The 15,284-nt window shown below is 44.0% G+C and carries 10 protein-coding genes and 1 tRNA gene; 4 read left to right on the top strand and 7 right to left on the bottom strand.

Going from position 1 to position 15,284, the window contains the following annotated elements:
- Positions 1–15: 15 nt before the first annotated feature.
- Positions 16–921 carry a glycosyltransferase family protein gene (locus BACCOPRO_RS11790; RefSeq protein WP_008143939.1) on the top strand — a complete coding sequence of 302 codons (906 nt, stop codon included), beginning with the start codon at positions 16–18 and terminating at the stop codon, positions 919–921.
- 421 nt (positions 922–1,342) lie between these two features.
- Here BACCOPRO_RS11790 and BACCOPRO_RS11780 read toward each other — a convergent pair.
- The 3 genes from BACCOPRO_RS11780 to BACCOPRO_RS11770 form a co-directional block, all read right to left on the bottom strand.
- Positions 1,343–1,418, bottom strand: a tRNA-Lys gene (locus tag BACCOPRO_RS11780).
- Positions 1,419–1,516: 98 nt separating this feature from the next.
- The gene (locus BACCOPRO_RS11775; RefSeq protein ID WP_008143936.1) at positions 1,517–2,647 is read right to left on the bottom strand and encodes an AI-2E family transporter; all 1,131 of its coding nucleotides are present in this window, start codon (positions 2,645–2,647) and stop codon (positions 1,517–1,519) included.
- Positions 2,648–2,655: 8 nt separating this feature from the next.
- Complete coding sequence (locus BACCOPRO_RS11770) at positions 2,656–3,252, bottom strand: thymidine kinase (RefSeq protein WP_008143933.1); 597 nt, start codon at positions 3,250–3,252, stop codon at positions 2,656–2,658.
- 184 nt (positions 3,253–3,436) lie between these two features.
- Here BACCOPRO_RS11770 and rsmI point away from each other — a divergent pair, with 184 nt between their 5' ends.
- Entirely contained in the window at positions 3,437–4,111 is a 675-nt protein-coding gene (gene rsmI, locus BACCOPRO_RS11765) for a 16S rRNA (cytidine(1402)-2'-O)-methyltransferase (protein WP_008143931.1), read from the top strand.
- Between the two features lie 25 nt (positions 4,112–4,136).
- Entirely contained in the window at positions 4,137–4,988 is an 852-nt protein-coding gene (locus BACCOPRO_RS11760) for a Cbp1 family collagen-binding glycoprotein adhesin (RefSeq protein WP_008143930.1), read from the top strand.
- 90 nt (positions 4,989–5,078) lie between these two features.
- Here the strand turns inward: BACCOPRO_RS11760 and BACCOPRO_RS11755 are convergent, their stop codons facing one another.
- The 4 genes from BACCOPRO_RS11755 to BACCOPRO_RS11735 all read right to left on the bottom strand — a co-directional run bounded on the left by BACCOPRO_RS11755 (position 5,079) and on the right by BACCOPRO_RS11735 (position 11,895).
- Positions 5,079–5,864: a hypothetical protein gene (locus tag BACCOPRO_RS11755; protein WP_008143927.1), complete on the bottom strand. Its 786-nt coding sequence runs from the start codon at positions 5,862–5,864 to the stop codon at positions 5,079–5,081.
- 17 nt (positions 5,865–5,881) lie between these two features.
- A complete protein-coding gene (locus BACCOPRO_RS11750) occupies positions 5,882–7,420 on the bottom strand; it encodes a RagB/SusD family nutrient uptake outer membrane protein (protein ID WP_040311463.1) in 1,539 nt (512 codons plus the stop codon).
- 27 nt (positions 7,421–7,447) lie between these two features.
- Positions 7,448–10,435, bottom strand: a complete 2,988-nt coding sequence (locus tag BACCOPRO_RS11745; protein WP_008143924.1) for a SusC/RagA family TonB-linked outer membrane protein — start codon at positions 10,433–10,435, stop codon at positions 7,448–7,450.
- Between the two features lie 278 nt (positions 10,436–10,713).
- Positions 10,714–11,895: a site-specific integrase gene (locus BACCOPRO_RS11735; protein WP_008143922.1), complete on the bottom strand. Its 1,182-nt coding sequence runs from the start codon at positions 11,893–11,895 to the stop codon at positions 10,714–10,716.
- Positions 11,896–12,236: 341 nt separating this feature from the next.
- On the opposite strand from BACCOPRO_RS11735, the gene BACCOPRO_RS11730 reads away from it, so the two are divergent.
- Positions 12,237–15,275, top strand: coding sequence for a SusC/RagA family TonB-linked outer membrane protein (locus BACCOPRO_RS11730; RefSeq protein ID WP_008143921.1), 3,039 nt, complete (start codon positions 12,237–12,239; stop codon positions 15,273–15,275).
- Positions 15,276–15,284 lie beyond the last annotated feature (9 nt).

Genomic DNA, 15,284 nt, shown 5'->3' with positions numbered 1-15,284 from the left:
TTTTAAATAAGACTTATGAAACCAACCTTATTTGTATTGGCTGCTGGTATGGGAAGCCGTTACGGCGGTTTGAAGCAGCTCGACGGACTGGGTCCGAACGGTGAAACCATCATGGATTACTCTATTTTCGATGCAATCCGTGGCGGATTCGGAAAATTAGTTTTCGTTATCCGTAAGGATTTTGAAAAAGATTTCCGTGAAAAGATTGTCAGCAAGTATGAAAATCATATTCCGGTAGAAGTAGTATTCCAGGACATCAATGACCTGCCTGCAGGCTTTACTTGTCCGGAAGGACGTGTAAAACCCTGGGGTACAAATCATGCTGTACTGATGGGTAAGGACGTGATCAAGGAACCGTTTGCTGTGATCAATGCTGACGACTTCTACGGAAGAGACAGTTTTGCTGTATTGGGCAAATATCTGTCAGAACTTCCTGAAGGAGCAAAGAATGATTACTGCATGGTAGGTTTCCGTGTTGGAAATACACTGTCTGAAAGCGGTACCGTTGCCCGTGGTATCTGTTCTGCTGACGAAGCAGGTCACCTGACTACTGTTGTTGAACGTACCGAAATCATGCGTGTAGACGGCGTCGTTTCTTACAAGGACGAAGAAGGCAAATGGGTAGGAATTGAAGATAACACTCCGGTTTCTATGAACATGTGGGGCTTCACTCCCGACTATTTCAAATATTCAGAAGATTATTTCGTTGACTTCCTGAAAGCTAACATCGGTAACATCAAGAGTGAATATTTCATTCCGTTGATGGTTAACAAGCTGATCAACGAAAAGACTGCTACTGTGAAAGTTCTCGATACTACTTCCAAGTGGTTCGGTGTAACTTATGCAGCTGACCGTCAGAGTGTAGTAGACAAGATTCAGGCATTGGTTGATGCCGGTGAATATCCTGCAAAATTGTTCTAAAAAATAGCTGACCGTTTTTAGACGGTGACTGGCAGATGCGGAATGTTTCCGCAGGCGTATACGCTTCGTTTGCCGGTCACCGTCTTTTTTGTGTCTTTTTGTTCCGTTCGCACCGTGTATACGTTGCGGCAAAATCGACCGCACGTTTCCGTCTCATCGAGTAGTACTATTCAGGCTCATCGTGCGGTCGATTCGGCCTTAACGACCGCACGTTTCCAGGCCATCCTGCAGATGCCTTCTGCAGCCTTCTGAAAAGGCCACGGGCTTTTAAAAAAATGTTTCGGCGTTTACGGAAAAACGTCTCGGGCTTTTTAAAAAACGTTTCGGCGTTTAAATGGGGGAATTGCGGGGCAGGTGAATTGCCGGGGCGGGGATAAAAAAAGAAGACCGCCGGTTGCATCTGCTTCCTTGCGGTCTTCTCTGGTGATCCAGCTGGGGCTCGAACCCAGGACCCCAACATTAAAAGTGTTGTGCTCTACCTGCTGAGCTACTGAATCAATCCTTATTTGCTATCATTTCCTGATTGCGAGTGCAAAGGTACGTACTTTGTCGGAAACTACCAAATATTTGAACGATTTTTTACAGAAAAACTTGCTTATTTACTTTCTTTCTCTTGATTGTCAGTGCTTTCTGCTTCCGGAAAAACTGCCAGATCTTTTTTGCGGATGTATCGTTGGTAGTAGGAAAGCAATAATGTGGTGCCGGGAAGAGCTATAATCATTCCCAGCATTCCCATGAGGGATCCCCAGATGGAAAGCGAAAGCAGGACGATGGCAGGATTCAGTCCGGTAATCTTTCCCATGATTTTCGGTACGAGAATCATGTCCTGTATGGCCTGTACTACTGCGAAGACCACAAGTGCAAGTCCCAGTGTCCACCAGAAACTTTCTCCGGTATCGGCAGCTTTCAATAAGGCCAGCAGGATGGTGGGAATAAATCCGATGATCTGCAGATAGGGAACCATGTTCAGCAGGCCGATGAACAGTCCCAGTCCGATAGCCAGGGGAAAATCGATAATAAGGAATCCGATGCTGAACAGGATACCCACGCAGAATGCCACGAGTGCCTGTCCGCGGAAATAGCGGTTCATGCTGGTCTTGATGTCCGTGGTGAGACGAAGCGCCATCCCCTGATACTTTTTAGGAAGAAGTGTGATCCATCCGTTGGCAATCTGCTCGTAATCGAGCAGGATAAAAAAGAGGTAGAGGATGATAATAAATAAGGTGAATATGGCCAGAATGATGTTGTAGGAGGTGGAAAGCAAGGTCCATACCTTGGGAAGAAGCTTTTGTATGGCACTTACAATATTGTCGGTCGTGATATTGTTCTGCAGCCAGTTAAAGTCAATGTTCTTGCGGATGAATTCGCTGACGGTTTCCGGTATGGCAGCATGATTCCTGTCTTCGATCAGATAGATTTCAATCAGTTCTTTCAGTTTGGCACATTCTTCGATCATGGGAGGAACGAAAAAGGAGAATGCAATGCCGCCCAATACCACCAGGGTCAGCATGACAGCCAGAATAGACAGCACGCGGCTTCGCAGGCGGAGCCGGTTCTGATAGAATATAACCATGGGGTAGGTGAGGTAAGCAATCAGCCAGGCGATGAAGAAAGGCAGTAACACTCCGCTTAATCTGTTCAGAAGGTACAGAATGGCAATAATGACAGCTCCACTCAGGACTCCGCGGATGAAGCTGTCGAACGTGATTTTCTTTTGGGGAAGCATAATGGCTTTTATTTGGAACTTTCTTTTTCAAGTGCTTTCCGGTAGCAGTTGCGGCACAGGGGTTCGTATTCTTCTTTTTCCCCCAGCAAAACCCGTTTGTCGTTATGGACTGTACGGTGGGAAACGTAGGCCAGATCGCCGCACTTTACGCAGATGGCATGTACTTTGGTCACTTCGTCTGCAATGGCACACAGGGAAGGAATGGGACCGAAGGGAATTCCTTTATAATCCATGTCGAGTCCGACCACAATCACACGGATACCGTTATTGGCCAGTTCGTTGCAGACTTCCGTCAGTCCTTCGTCAAAGAACTGGGCTTCATCGATGCCTACCACGTCAATCTCGGAAGTGAAAAGCAGGATGCTTGCCGAAGAGTCAACCGGAGTAGACGGAATGGAATTGTTGTCGTGCGACACCACTTTTTCTTCTGAATATCGGACATCAATGGAAGGTTTGAATATTTCCACACGCTGCCGTGCAAAGGTGGCACGTTTAAGGCGGCGTATCAGTTCCTCGGTTTTCCCTGAAAACATAGAGCCGCAAATCACTTCGATCCGTCCTTTCCGGCAAGTTTCAGCCTTGTGGCCTTCTGAAAAAACAACCATAAGCAGTTTATTTTTTGTATTGATTTTTGTTTTGAGATTACATCTTTGCCTGCAAAGATACGATTTTCAGAAAGATTTGGAAGTGAAGTTTCGGAAAATATACAACATCTGTTAAATCTTAAAGTAAAAACATCGGTGGATATAAAAACTTTCTATCTTTGCTCAGAAAGATATAGATGATGATATGGGAAAATTGTATGTAGTTCCTACCCCGGTAGGAAATCTGGAAGATATGACTTTCCGGGCTATCCGGGTGTTGAAGGAAGCTGACCTGATTCTGGCGGAAGATACGCGGACATCAGGGATTCTGCTGAAACATTTTGAAATCAAGAATGCGATGCAGTCGCACCACAAATTCAATGAACACAAAACGGTGGAAAGTGTCGTCGAACGGATTAAGGCCGGTGAGACCGTAGCTCTGATCTCCGATGCCGGTACGCCGGGGATTTCCGATCCGGGCTTTCTTGTTGTTCGCGAATGTGTGAGAAACGGTATTGAAGTACAGTGTCTGCCCGGTGCAACCGCTTTTGTTCCGGCGCTGGTTGCTTCCGGATTGCCGGATGAACGCTTCTGCTTTGAAGGATTCCTGCCGCAGAAGAAAGGCCGGATGACACGTCTGAATGCTTTGGCTGAAGAAACACGTACAATGATTTTTTATGAGTCACCTTACCGCCTGGTCAAGACACTGACACAGTTCATGGAAATATTCGGGGCTGACCGCCCTGTTTCTGTCTGCCGGGAAATCTCCAAGATCCACGAAGAAAGTGTGAGAGGTACTTTGCAGGAAGTGGTTGCCCATTTCACGGCAACGGAACCCCGCGGAGAGATCGTCATCGTTTTGGGAGGAAAAGAAAACTAAATTATAAACTCTAAACTGTAAGATTATGAAGAAAGTTGCATTATTTGCGTTATGTGCTGCCGCATTGATGACAGCATGTGACAATGCCGGTCAGAGCAAAGATGCATTGAAGGCTCAGAATGATTCTTTGATGCTGGAACTGTCCAACCGTGATGCTGAGCTGGATGAAATTATGGGATCGTTCAATGAAATCCAGGAAGGATTCCGTGAAATTAATGAAGCTGAAAATCGTGTGGACCTGCAGGGAAATATGGAAAGCCAGTCTGTGTCCAATAAGATTAAAGACGATATTCGCTTTATCAGTGAGAAGTTGAAGGCTAACCGCGAACAGATTGCCAAACTGGAAAAGCAGTTGCAGAACAGCAATTACCAGTCTGCACAGTTGAAGAAAGCGATCAAGAACCTGACTGCTGAGTTGAATGCCAAGCAACAGCAGATTGAAACATTGCAGGCTGAACTGGCTTCAAAGAATATCCGTATTGCAGAACTTGATGAAGCTGTTGTTGCCTTGAACAAGAATGTAGATGAACTGAATGCAGAAAATGATGCGAAGACTAAGACAGTGGAAGCTCAGGACAAGGCATTGAATGCAGCCTGGTTTGTATTCGGTACCAAGTCAGAACTGAAAGATCAGAAGATCCTGAAGAAAGGTGACGTATTGAAGGACAGCGAATTTAATAAGGATTACTTCACTCAGATTGATATCCGTACAGACAAGGAAATCAAGTTGTACTCCAAACGTGCAGAGCTGCTGACTACTCATCCGGCAGGTTCTTATGAACTGGTGAAGGATGACAAGAACCAGCTGACACTGAAAATCACTAATCCGAAAGAATTCTGGAGTGTATCCCGCTATCTGGTTATTCAGGTGCGCTGATATTATTCCAGCAGATCGAATATATAAAAAATCCGGCTCGGACATTGGTCCGGCCGGATTTTTTTATGGATTTCATCAGGTTGAGGCTGATCAGTTGGCTGCAGGCAGAATCAGTTCTTCCGTACAGCTGCCGAAGGAACCGGCGCTTACGGTAAATTCCAGTTCAACGGTAATGACTCCGTTTTCCAGCGTTCCGCTTCCGGCCACGTATAAGGTACCGTATCCGCTGATATCGCTGGCTGCAGCCTGCTGGTCAACGGTAACGGTTTTGCCATCCTGTGCTACCTTGAAGATGATGTCATAACCTTCTTCATACAGTCCGATAGCCTTGTACCAGGTAGTCTGGTCTGCCTTCTGGATTTCTGCGGTTCCTGTAGCTTCAAAGAAAGTTGAATTCAGGGTACCTGTACCCAGTGAGGTATAAGTGTAGTCCCGGAAAATGGAAATGATCTTGGTCATTGTTGCATCAACCGGAGCAACAGTCTCGTCCAGAGTGATAGCCAGCTGGTAAGTTTCTCCCGGTGTGATGTCACCTACGGAAACATGCAGAGAGCTGCGTCCTTCTCCCGCTTCGAAATTTACTTCAGAAGGAACTTGAATGGTAGACGGTAGAGGCAATGCATTTCCGTCAGCATCCAGCAGTACAGCGCTGGTCACTTTGATGGTTGCAGGTGCTTCTGTCTGTGCACGTACCACTTCTACATCAAAACCTTCATAACCGGAAGAGGGAAATGATACGGATTGAGAAGCAGTAATGAATGTGGCTCCAATGGTCGAGCTTTGGTAAACATCCGTCAGGTTGTCCGTGTCGCAGGAAGAAACCAGCAGTGATGCCATGGCGACACTTATTCCAAGTATATATCCTTTAATTTTCATATTCGTTCGTTTTTTGATTATTTAGTATCTCCCACCGGATTCTGGTCTTTTATAGGATCCATGTTAATATTACCGTCGAACTCAGTCTGAGGGATAGTCAATACCCACATATAACTTTCCGGATCGTTGCTCGGGCGGTTGGTCAGCAAGGTGGCTACCGGCCATCCCATTTCGGTCGTGCGGACAAATCCCTGTTTCAGACGGCGGATATCATAGATACGTCCGATTTCTCCCCATAATTCGATACGGCGCTGAGTGATGATTTCTTCCAGCAGAGAGCCTGTTACATCGGTTGTCAGTTTGCCTAATGCAGCACCTGTCTTGTTGCAAGTGTAGCCATCTACACGCTTGCTCATTACAGAAGTCAGGTCTTTAATGGCTTCAGCTTCTTCTCCCAGACGGCATTCAGCTTCGGCTGCAGTCAGGTACATTTCTTCTACACGCATCCAGATATAATCACCGGTCCAAGTCTGTGTGTCCGAGAAACGGAACTTGTTTTGCATGTAGCCGTAGTCTCCGTTGCGCTCATCTGTCGGGTCCCACCATGCACGGCGAGTATCAGCTGTACTCATCTGGTTGTAAAGTGTTTTGCTAATTTCCTTGTATGCACCGCTGTTGGCATATCCTGATCCGTCAGCATCCATGTGTGAGAAGAAACTTGCATACATGGTTGACTGGTCGGAAATGATTTCAGCTCCCCACATGACATTTGCGGCACTGCTGTTGTTGAGTCCGGCAAAGTTTTCAACAGGAAGCACTGTGCACTGGCTCGCTGTAATGGCTTCCTTGGCTGCAGCTTTTGCTGTATTCCAGTCTTCCATAACCAATGCGATACGTGCTTTCAGTCCCAATGCGGTTGCATAGTTGATGTGGCTGATGTGCTTCCGTTCGGTTCCGTTCAACAGTTCGATAGCCTTGTCAATATCGGAATTCAGCTGGTCATACACTTCCTGTACGGTTGAACGCGGGTTTCCTTGTGTTCCGGCTACGGTCGGTTCCGTATAGATCGGGCAGCAAGGCTCTGATTCATGTCCTTTGTATGTGCGGGCAAAGGTTTGAGCCAGCATGAAGTATGAGTAGGCACGGATGGCATAAGCCTGTCCGATTACATAGTTGACATCTGCCTTTTCTCCTTCCATGGTGGATTCAGCTGCCAGAATATAGTTGGCGTTTGAAATCCAGGTATAGTAACAGTTCCATACATCATAGGAACGCCAGGCTGTAGAAGTGTAGCGAGATTTTACGTTGTAGAGACAGTCAAACCAGAACCATCCGCTTCCCTGAGCTGTCTGAATCATGTCTTCACCCATAAGATCGGCCATCAGTGTATAAGAACTGATACCGAAACTCTGGTGTGTATTGGCACTAGGTGACCAGGAAGCATACATGGAACGATAGATACTGTTCAAGGGTACCAGAGCAGCATTAGCATTTGCCAACAAGCCTGTTCCGGACATAGAATCAGTCGGTGAGGTTTCCAGTGCACTTTCCAGACAGGAAGACAGGGTTACACAACCTAACAGTCCGACCATTGCATATTTGAATATCTTTTTCATATTTTCGAATCTTTGTTTGTTAAGCAATTAGAAATTAACTTCAACTCCAAATGAGAATGTCTTGTTGGGTGAGTAGCTGTAGTTTGTTTCTCCTGCAAAGTTGTATTGTGGATCCATACCTTTCAAATGGCTGAATATAGCGAGGTTATCAACAGAACCAAATACACGTACGGAGTTCAGGTGCGCTTTGTTCATCCATGCTTTCGGCAGGTTGTAGCCCAACGTAATGTTCTTGATGGTGAAATAAGACGCATCAATCAGGAAACGGTCAGTTGTTGTGTACGTACCACCAACTTCTACACGGGGAACATCCGTGATATCTCCCGGCTTCTGCCAGCGGCGTAATTCGTGAGTGTTCCATGCGTTGTTGAAGTACGTATTGTTCATTGAACCAGCATAAAGGCTATCATAAACTTTTCCTCCGATAGAGTAAGTGGTCAGGATAGAGAGGTCGAGACCTTTCCATGACAGGCTTGTTCCCAAACTACCATACAGGTCAGGAATACGGCTTCCTAAATAGTATTTGCTGGTAGCGGCCTTTTCATAGTCACTGCTGATACGTTCATTGATACGGTTGCCGTTTTCGTCGGTATCATATACCCAGTAAAGCTGTGCTCCCGTAGCAGGATCAACTCCCGCAGACTTGGCCATATAGAATGTATTGACCGGCATGCCTTCTTTGATACTGAATACACCGCTGATGATTTCATCGGATTCTCCAGTCAGTTTCAGGACTTTATTCTTAACCGTAGATCCCATCCAGGTAATATCCCAGTTGAAATCATCTGTACGGACAGGAGAGACTCTCAGTTCAAGTTCAAAACCGCTGTTACGCATGTTGCCGACGTTGGCATTATAACCGTTGAATCCGGTAGATGTTGCCATCGGGTAAGACAACAGCATGTCTACGGTTTTCTTGTTATAATATTCAGCGTTGATTGCTACACGATTGTCAAATAATTGTGCTTCGACACCGACATTCATGTTGCCGCTCTTTTCCCAGGTAACATTTTTGTTTTCCAGTGTTGAGATGAAACCACCGATCTGGTTTGCATTGGCCCACTCAAGGCTATACAAACTTTGCCACAAGTAATAGTCGCTTGTTCCCAGTGAATTCAGAATATTGTCGTTACCCTGCTGACCGTAGCTGAGCTTGACAGAAAGGTTGTTGATCCATTTTACATCCTGAAGGAATGCTTCTTTAGAGATACGCCAGTTACCTCCGACTGACCAGAAGGTTCCCCAGCGGTTGTCCTTATAGAAACGTGAAGATCCATCACGACGTACGGAAGCAGAGAAATAATATTTTTCATCAAAATCATAGTTGAAACGTCCCATCCATGATTCAATGCGGTAGTTGTGGGTGAAAGAATCGGCTGCATACAATGTTGTACCCGGGCGAAGTTCCAAAATTCCATCAACAAGGTTGGTCTTTCCTGCTTGCAGATATTCATATTTGTATGCATAAAATTCATGTCCCAGCATGACATCAAATCCGTGCAGACCGAAGTTGCGGTTCCAGGTCAAAAGCTGGTTGAATGTATAACTTTGCATGCGGCTGTTGTCTTTGATAAGCAAACCTCCAGCTGCTGCCTGGTTTCCATGATACATATTCATATAAGACATGCTTGACTGGCTGCGGTAGTCAAGACCAAAGTTTACAGCGAATTTCAAGCCTTTGAGAACTCCATAGCTGTCTTTGTCCGAACCGAATGTCAATCCTGTACGCATGCTGGCTACGTCGTTTTTGATTTCAGCCTTATCGTCGACCAGTCCTCCTAATGGGTTATAATCGTTGTAACTTCCCGGACGACCGTTTTCTCCATAGTCCAGTTGTGGATTTCCGTTTTCATCCAATACATTGTTTCCTTCTGCATCCTTCACGTACAATGGGAACAGAGGGGATACGAATTGTGATGAATACCATACATTGGATGTAGAAGCACCTGTATAGTCACTGTAGTTTTGAACAGAGTGAGACAAAGAGGTGTTGACAAATGCATTGAACCAGTCTGTAACCTGACTGTTTACATTCGCACGTGCATTGTAACGCTGGAATCCGGTTGTGGTCAGGATACCATCTTCGTTCAGGTAGCCTAAAGAGAACATATATTTGGTCTTCTCTGTACCACCATTCAAGCCTAACTGATGTTCGTGACGGAATGCATTGTTGTTGAGCAGAGCATCCATCCATCTTTCGTTCCATGCAGATGTAGCATCGGCACGAACTTGACCTGTTGCGGGATCAATAATATTATCCCATGTGTAGTTCTTAAACGGATTATAGAGTTCGCCACCCAAAGTAGAGCTGAGGTCGGCACGTGCCTGAGCTTCAGCATCAGCCCAGTTGTATCCGCTTGTAAATACATATCCGTTACGGAGAGCTTCATAAGTAAGCTGCACGAAATCTTTCTGATTTACCATATCGTATTCCGGAATAGCTCTTGAAGACCATCCGACAGTGGAACGCCAGGTTACAGAAGTCTTACCTTCTTTACCACGTTTGGTATTGATCATGACAACACCATTGGCACCACGTGCACCATACAATGCTCCTGCAGAGGCATCTTTCAATACGGTCATAGACTCGATGTCGGCCGGATTGATAGATGACAGATCACCGTCATAAGGAATTCCGTCCACTACGTACAGCGGATTTTGTGATGCATTGATGGAACCATATCCACGGATGACAATTTTAGAGGATTCACCAGGTTGGCCGGATCCGGATGTTGTCAGCAAACCTGTTGTCTGTCCTTCAAGTCCTTTGGACACGTTTGTGATCGGTCGAAGTTCCAGTTTCTTGTTGTCGATGTTGGATGCAGATCCTGTAAATGATGACTTTTTAGCTGTACCATAGGCTACCACCATTACTTCATCAAGAACTTCAGCATCGGGATGAAGCACCACGATTACATGAGGTTTGACAGATACTTCCTGTTGTTTCATTCCTACGAATGAAATGACTAAAGTTTCCGCCGAACTATATTTTTTGTATAAAATGGAATTTCTCATTGTCTGGACGCGTTGTTTGCCAGTTATAATGTGGTATCCTTTGCTATAACTGTTCCTCTGTTTCTACTTGAAAACTGTCCGAAAACAGAAGTCTTGCTATTGATCACTAAATCTGGAGCCGTTTTATTCCTGTACTCTTTTTCGTTCTCTAGCGGAGAATTGAGCCAAAGAGTACAGGGATAAAAATCTCTATCTGGTAGTGTCTTGTTTACCGGGTTCTTCAGCTGCGAGCAGAAAAAGTTACACCTTATTATATTATATATAGCGGACACCATCTTTCATTTGGTCGTTTTTTCATGCGAACAGCATCGCTTCAGGTCTTTAATAATTGTGTCAGAAAAGATATTGCTGTAACCTTGTGTCGTTTTAATGCTTCGATGGCCTAAAAGTTTCTGTACTGTTGTTATCTGGGCTCCTTGGTAAATCAACAGGCTCGCATTGGTGTGTCTGGCAGAATGGAAAGAAAAATGTTGGGTGATTTGTGCCAGTTTTCCTATCCGGATCAATTCTTTATTGACCAGAGAATTCTTTTTCAGTCTGAAAAAGAATTCAAGATCCTTTCTGTATTTGTTCAATAAAAGCAGAGCCTTTCCCTGAAAGAGCAGGCGTAAAGGTAATCGTGTTTCTACTCCTGTTTTCACAGAAGTAAAGACCAGCCAGATCTGTTTTTGATCTTTCATCAGATTGTCTGATGAAAGATGTGTAAAGTCAGAATATCTTAAACCTGTATAACAACAAAATAAAAACGCGTCTAAAGTATGTTGCAGATGGCTCCATCTCAGGGGTAATTTTAAGTTTTCCAGAGAAGAAATCTCTTCAGGCCGGAGGAATGTATGCTTGCTTTCTGTCATTTTTATCTTGTATTTACGAAAAGGATAATTGCTGCTGTCCATTAAATCTTGATTGATAGCTTCGTTGATGAAGGTTTTGAGGTGTTTCATGTGTTTGGCTATTGTATTAATTGTATATTGTCGTTTCCGTAAGTAAGTTTCAAATTCTTGGAGAAAACTGTATGTGAAATCTTCAAAGGTAAGTGATCTTTTAAAATCTTTCAATAAGGCGAGGGTTGTCTGTAAATTGTGTTTGGTACTTTCTTTTCGGGAAGAATTTTCTACCCAATGTTCACCAAAGTCAAAAAAATCAGCAGGGTGATGTTTGTAGTGTGAGGGTGTGTCCTTCAATAAGGATAAAGATATGTCTTTCCCTTCTTTCCATGCTTTCAGTTCTTTCCATTGCAGTTTGAGCATAAATTCTTGTAACATCCGGTTCAGTTCTTCCTCCTGCGGATGTTTGATGATAATTGCATGTCTGGTGTCCCATTGTTCCGGGTAAAGATAGATGTGTGTGGAAAAATAGATCTTTTTGCTTTCCAGATAAGCCTCTACTTGCACCAGAGCTTTTCCTTCGTTATTTAAACTCTTTTTACGATTGTAAACTAAACGGTAATTAATCTTCTTCATAGGGCTTTGTAGTTAATAAAACTTTCTATATTTCATGTTTTATTGATGAACTATCACAAAATATGCCTCTTTTCTTCAGGACTCGTTTGAATCTTGCTTTTTATATTCTTTTGTTGCCTGTTAGAGTATGTTTACTTAAATAATCTGACATAAATGCATTCAATAGGTGTATAAAAGTTGTATTTATACATCATTTTCTCATCTAAAAGTGTTAAAAAGCACGTTTTGTGGCAGAAAATACTAGAAAAATAGTACTTCTTCGCTTTTTATTACTAATTTTGCGTTTTGTTAGAGTGAATGAATTTTTATTAATGTAAGGTTAAACTTTAAGAGAGATTTTTATGAGAAGAAAATTGATGCTGTTATTGACCTGCCTGTTGATAGGTATCGGTCTGGTAAACGCTCAAACTTCGAAGGTGACAGGTGTTGTCACTTCAGAAGAAGACGGGTTACCTGTAGTAGGCGCATCTATCATGGTTAAGGGTACTACAATCGGTACCGTTACTGACCTGGATGGAAAGTTTACATTGCCTAATGTGCCAAGTTCGGCGGAAACTTTGCTTATTTCATTCGTTGGAATGAAACAGCAGGAAGTGGCTGTTAAGCCTCATGTTGTCGTAGTACTTCATCCCGATTCAGAAATACTTGATGAAGTAGTGGTAACTGGTTATGGTAATTTTAAGAAAGCGTCGTTTACAGGTGCCGCTTCAACTGTAAATACTGGTAACTTGGAAAATGTGCCTGTAATCTCAGTTGAAGAAAAATTGTCTGGTAGCGTACCGGGTGTATCACTCAGCTCGTCTTCCAGTAACCCGGGTGCTGTAAGCAGCATCCGAATCCGTGGTATGGGTTCTATCAATGCAGGTAATGATCCCCTTTACGTCATTGACGGTACTCCGGTAACCAGTGGTAACGTCAGCGAGTTCACTTACAGTGATGCTGGTACAAACATTTTGGCTACTTTGAATACCAACGATATCGAATCTATCACCGTAATTAAGGATGCCGCAGCTGCTTCACTCTACGGTTCGCGTGCTGCTAACGGTGTGATCGTTATTACTACAAAGAGTGGTAGCCAGGGTAAGACGAAAGTAAACTTCCGTAGCGACTGGGGTTTCTCAAACATGGCTATCAACTATCGTCCGCAGTTGAGCGGTGACGAACGTCGCGAACTGTTGTGGACAGGTTTGAAGAATTACGGCTTGTATGGTCAGGGTGCTTCTGAAGCAGAAGCTGCTGCATTTGCAGATTCAAACATTGATTCTTTTGCTGCGAAACCTGCTAACGGCTGGACTGACTGGAAAGATGAATTGTTCAAGACTGGTGGTCACCAGAACTATCAGGTAAGCGTATCAGGTGGTGGACAGAACACTCAGTTCTACTCATCTTTGTCTTATACTAAGCAGGATGGTATCATTCAGAACCAGGGTCTGGAACGTTTCACTGGAAATGCAAATTTGACTCATACTTTCAAGAGACTGACCGTTCAGGTAACAAGCCAGTTCTCTAAGATGATTCAGAAGAAAACAAACGAAGGTACTTCTTACGATGGTGCTGTTGCCAACTATGCATTCTTCCAGAGTCCTTCTTCTACTCCGTACAATGAAGATGGTTCATTGAATAATGGTTGTGGTATGTTTGGTGTAAACCCCTTGTATGAATTCCAGCACAGCTCTGACCGTGCTACTATCATCAAGGCATTCAATACAGTTAAGGCTACCTATAATATTTGGGATAACTTGAACTTGAGTGAAAAGATTTCTTACGACTACATGACCAATACCAACGACGTATTGTGGGATAGATATTCTAACAATGGTGGTCCTGGTGGCGTTATGCAGCGTATCATCAGCAAGAATGAACAGTTGAACACTCAGACTCAGTTGACTTACAACAAGGCTTTCGGTGAACACAACATTGATGCATTGCTTGGCTTTGAAACAGAAGATAACAAATATGCATACAACTACCTTTCAGGACAGGATTATCCGGGTGATTTGTATGAATTCACTAATGCTGGTTCTACTTCAGCAGATAGTAACATTCAGTCTTATCGTCTGACTTCTTTCCTGGGTCGTGTGAACTATGATTTCGGAGGTAAGTATTATCTGAGCGCAAGCTATCGTACAGATGGTAGCTCCCGTCTGGCTAGAGACAATCGTTGGGGTAGCTTCTGGTCTGTATCTGGTGCATGGAGATTTACTCATGAAAACTTCATGGAATCAACCAAAGAAGTTCTGACTGACGGTAAACTGCGTTTGTCTTATGGTGTGAACGGTACTCAGCCTTCTGTATACTATGGTTATATGAACCTGTACAAATACGGACAGAAGTATAACGGCATTTCAGGTATGGGTATTATCGGTATTGCTAATCCTGATCTGAAATGGGAAAAGAACAAGACTTTCAACGTCGGATTGGACTTGACTTTCCTGAACCGTTTCGCTTTGACATTCGATTACTATCAGCGCAAGACCAGCGACTTGATCTACGACCTTCCGGTTTCTCAGGTAGGTGGTTACTATGATTCAAGCTATGGTTACTATATGCCGGTGAACGTAGGTGCTTTGAAGAACAGTGGTGTGGAAGTAACTATCCAGACTACAAACTTCCAGACTGATGATTTCTCATGGACTACTTCTTTGAACATCGGTCATAACACCAACGAACTGGTTACTTTGAACGGTGAACAGAATGAAATCGTTTCCGGACCGCTGATCCACCGTATCGGTGAAGCTTACTATTCTTACTACCTGTATGAATACGCAGGTGTAGATCCGCAGACTGGTAAGGAATTGTTCTACAAGAACGACGGTACTGCTGATGCACGTCAGACTACAACCAATGTTTCTGAAGCTAACAAGACAATCGTAGGTAAACACGATGCGAAGGTGGAAGGTGGTTTGACCAACAACCTGAAATGGAAATGGTTCGATCTGGGCTTCACTTTCACTTACTCTCTGGGTGGAGATGCATTTGACTATGCTACATGGCAGCACAGCGATGGTGGTACTTACCTGTATAACGGTGCTGTTCCTGCTTACTACACATTGGAAGATATGTGGACAGGCCCGGGCGATACTTCAGCTAAATTGCCTGTATTCCAGTATGGTAACAATTCTCAGTCCATGTCTTCACGTTGGTTGATGTCTACTGACTATCTGCGTTTGAAGAACCTGACCTTCGGTGTTCGTATGCCTCAAAGCTGGTCAAACAAGATTGGTATGAGCAATGCACGTATCTACTTCTCTGGTTCAAATCTGCTGACCTGGAAGTCTAAAGGACTGACCGTAGATCCGGAAATGCCGGTAAGTGGTGTATGTACATTCGAAACTCCGGCTCTGAGAACCTTTACTTTCGGTATTGAATTGACTTTTTAACGTTAAGAA

This window comes from Phocaeicola coprophilus DSM 18228 = JCM 13818 (assembly GCF_000157915.1).
In the GTDB taxonomy this organism is placed as follows: Bacteria; Bacteroidota; Bacteroidia; order Bacteroidales; family Bacteroidaceae; genus Phocaeicola; species Phocaeicola coprophilus.
This window is presented reverse-complemented; position numbering and strand designations above follow the sequence as displayed.

Bases quoted from the DNA above. Each gene is read 5' to 3' on its own strand.
- BACCOPRO_RS11770 (WP_008143933.1), bottom strand. From the start codon at position 3,252: ATGGTTGTTTTTTCAGAAGGCCACAAGGCTGAAACTTGCCGGAAAGGA.
- rsmI (WP_008143931.1), top strand. From the start codon at position 3,437: ATGGGAAAATTGTATGTAGTTCCTACCCCGGTAGGAAATCTGGAAGAT.
- BACCOPRO_RS11790 (WP_008143939.1), top strand. From the start codon at position 16: ATGAAACCAACCTTATTTGTATTGGCTGCTGGTATGGGAAGCCGTTAC.
- BACCOPRO_RS11730 (WP_008143921.1), top strand. From the start codon at position 12,237: ATGAGAAGAAAATTGATGCTGTTATTGACCTGCCTGTTGATAGGTATC.
- BACCOPRO_RS11735 (WP_008143922.1), bottom strand. From the start codon at position 11,895: ATGAAGAAGATTAATTACCGTTTAGTTTACAATCGTAAAAAGAGTTTA.
- BACCOPRO_RS11750 (WP_040311463.1), bottom strand. From the start codon at position 7,420: ATGAAAAAGATATTCAAATATGCAATGGTCGGACTGTTAGGTTGTGTA.
- BACCOPRO_RS11755 (WP_008143927.1), bottom strand. From the start codon at position 5,864: ATGAAAATTAAAGGATATATACTTGGAATAAGTGTCGCCATGGCATCA.
- BACCOPRO_RS11760 (WP_008143930.1), top strand. From the start codon at position 4,137: ATGAAGAAAGTTGCATTATTTGCGTTATGTGCTGCCGCATTGATGACA.
- BACCOPRO_RS11745 (WP_008143924.1), bottom strand. From the start codon at position 10,435: ATGAGAAATTCCATTTTATACAAAAAATATAGTTCGGCGGAAACTTTA.
- BACCOPRO_RS11775 (WP_008143936.1), bottom strand. From the start codon at position 2,647: ATGCTTCCCCAAAAGAAAATCACGTTCGACAGCTTCATCCGCGGAGTC.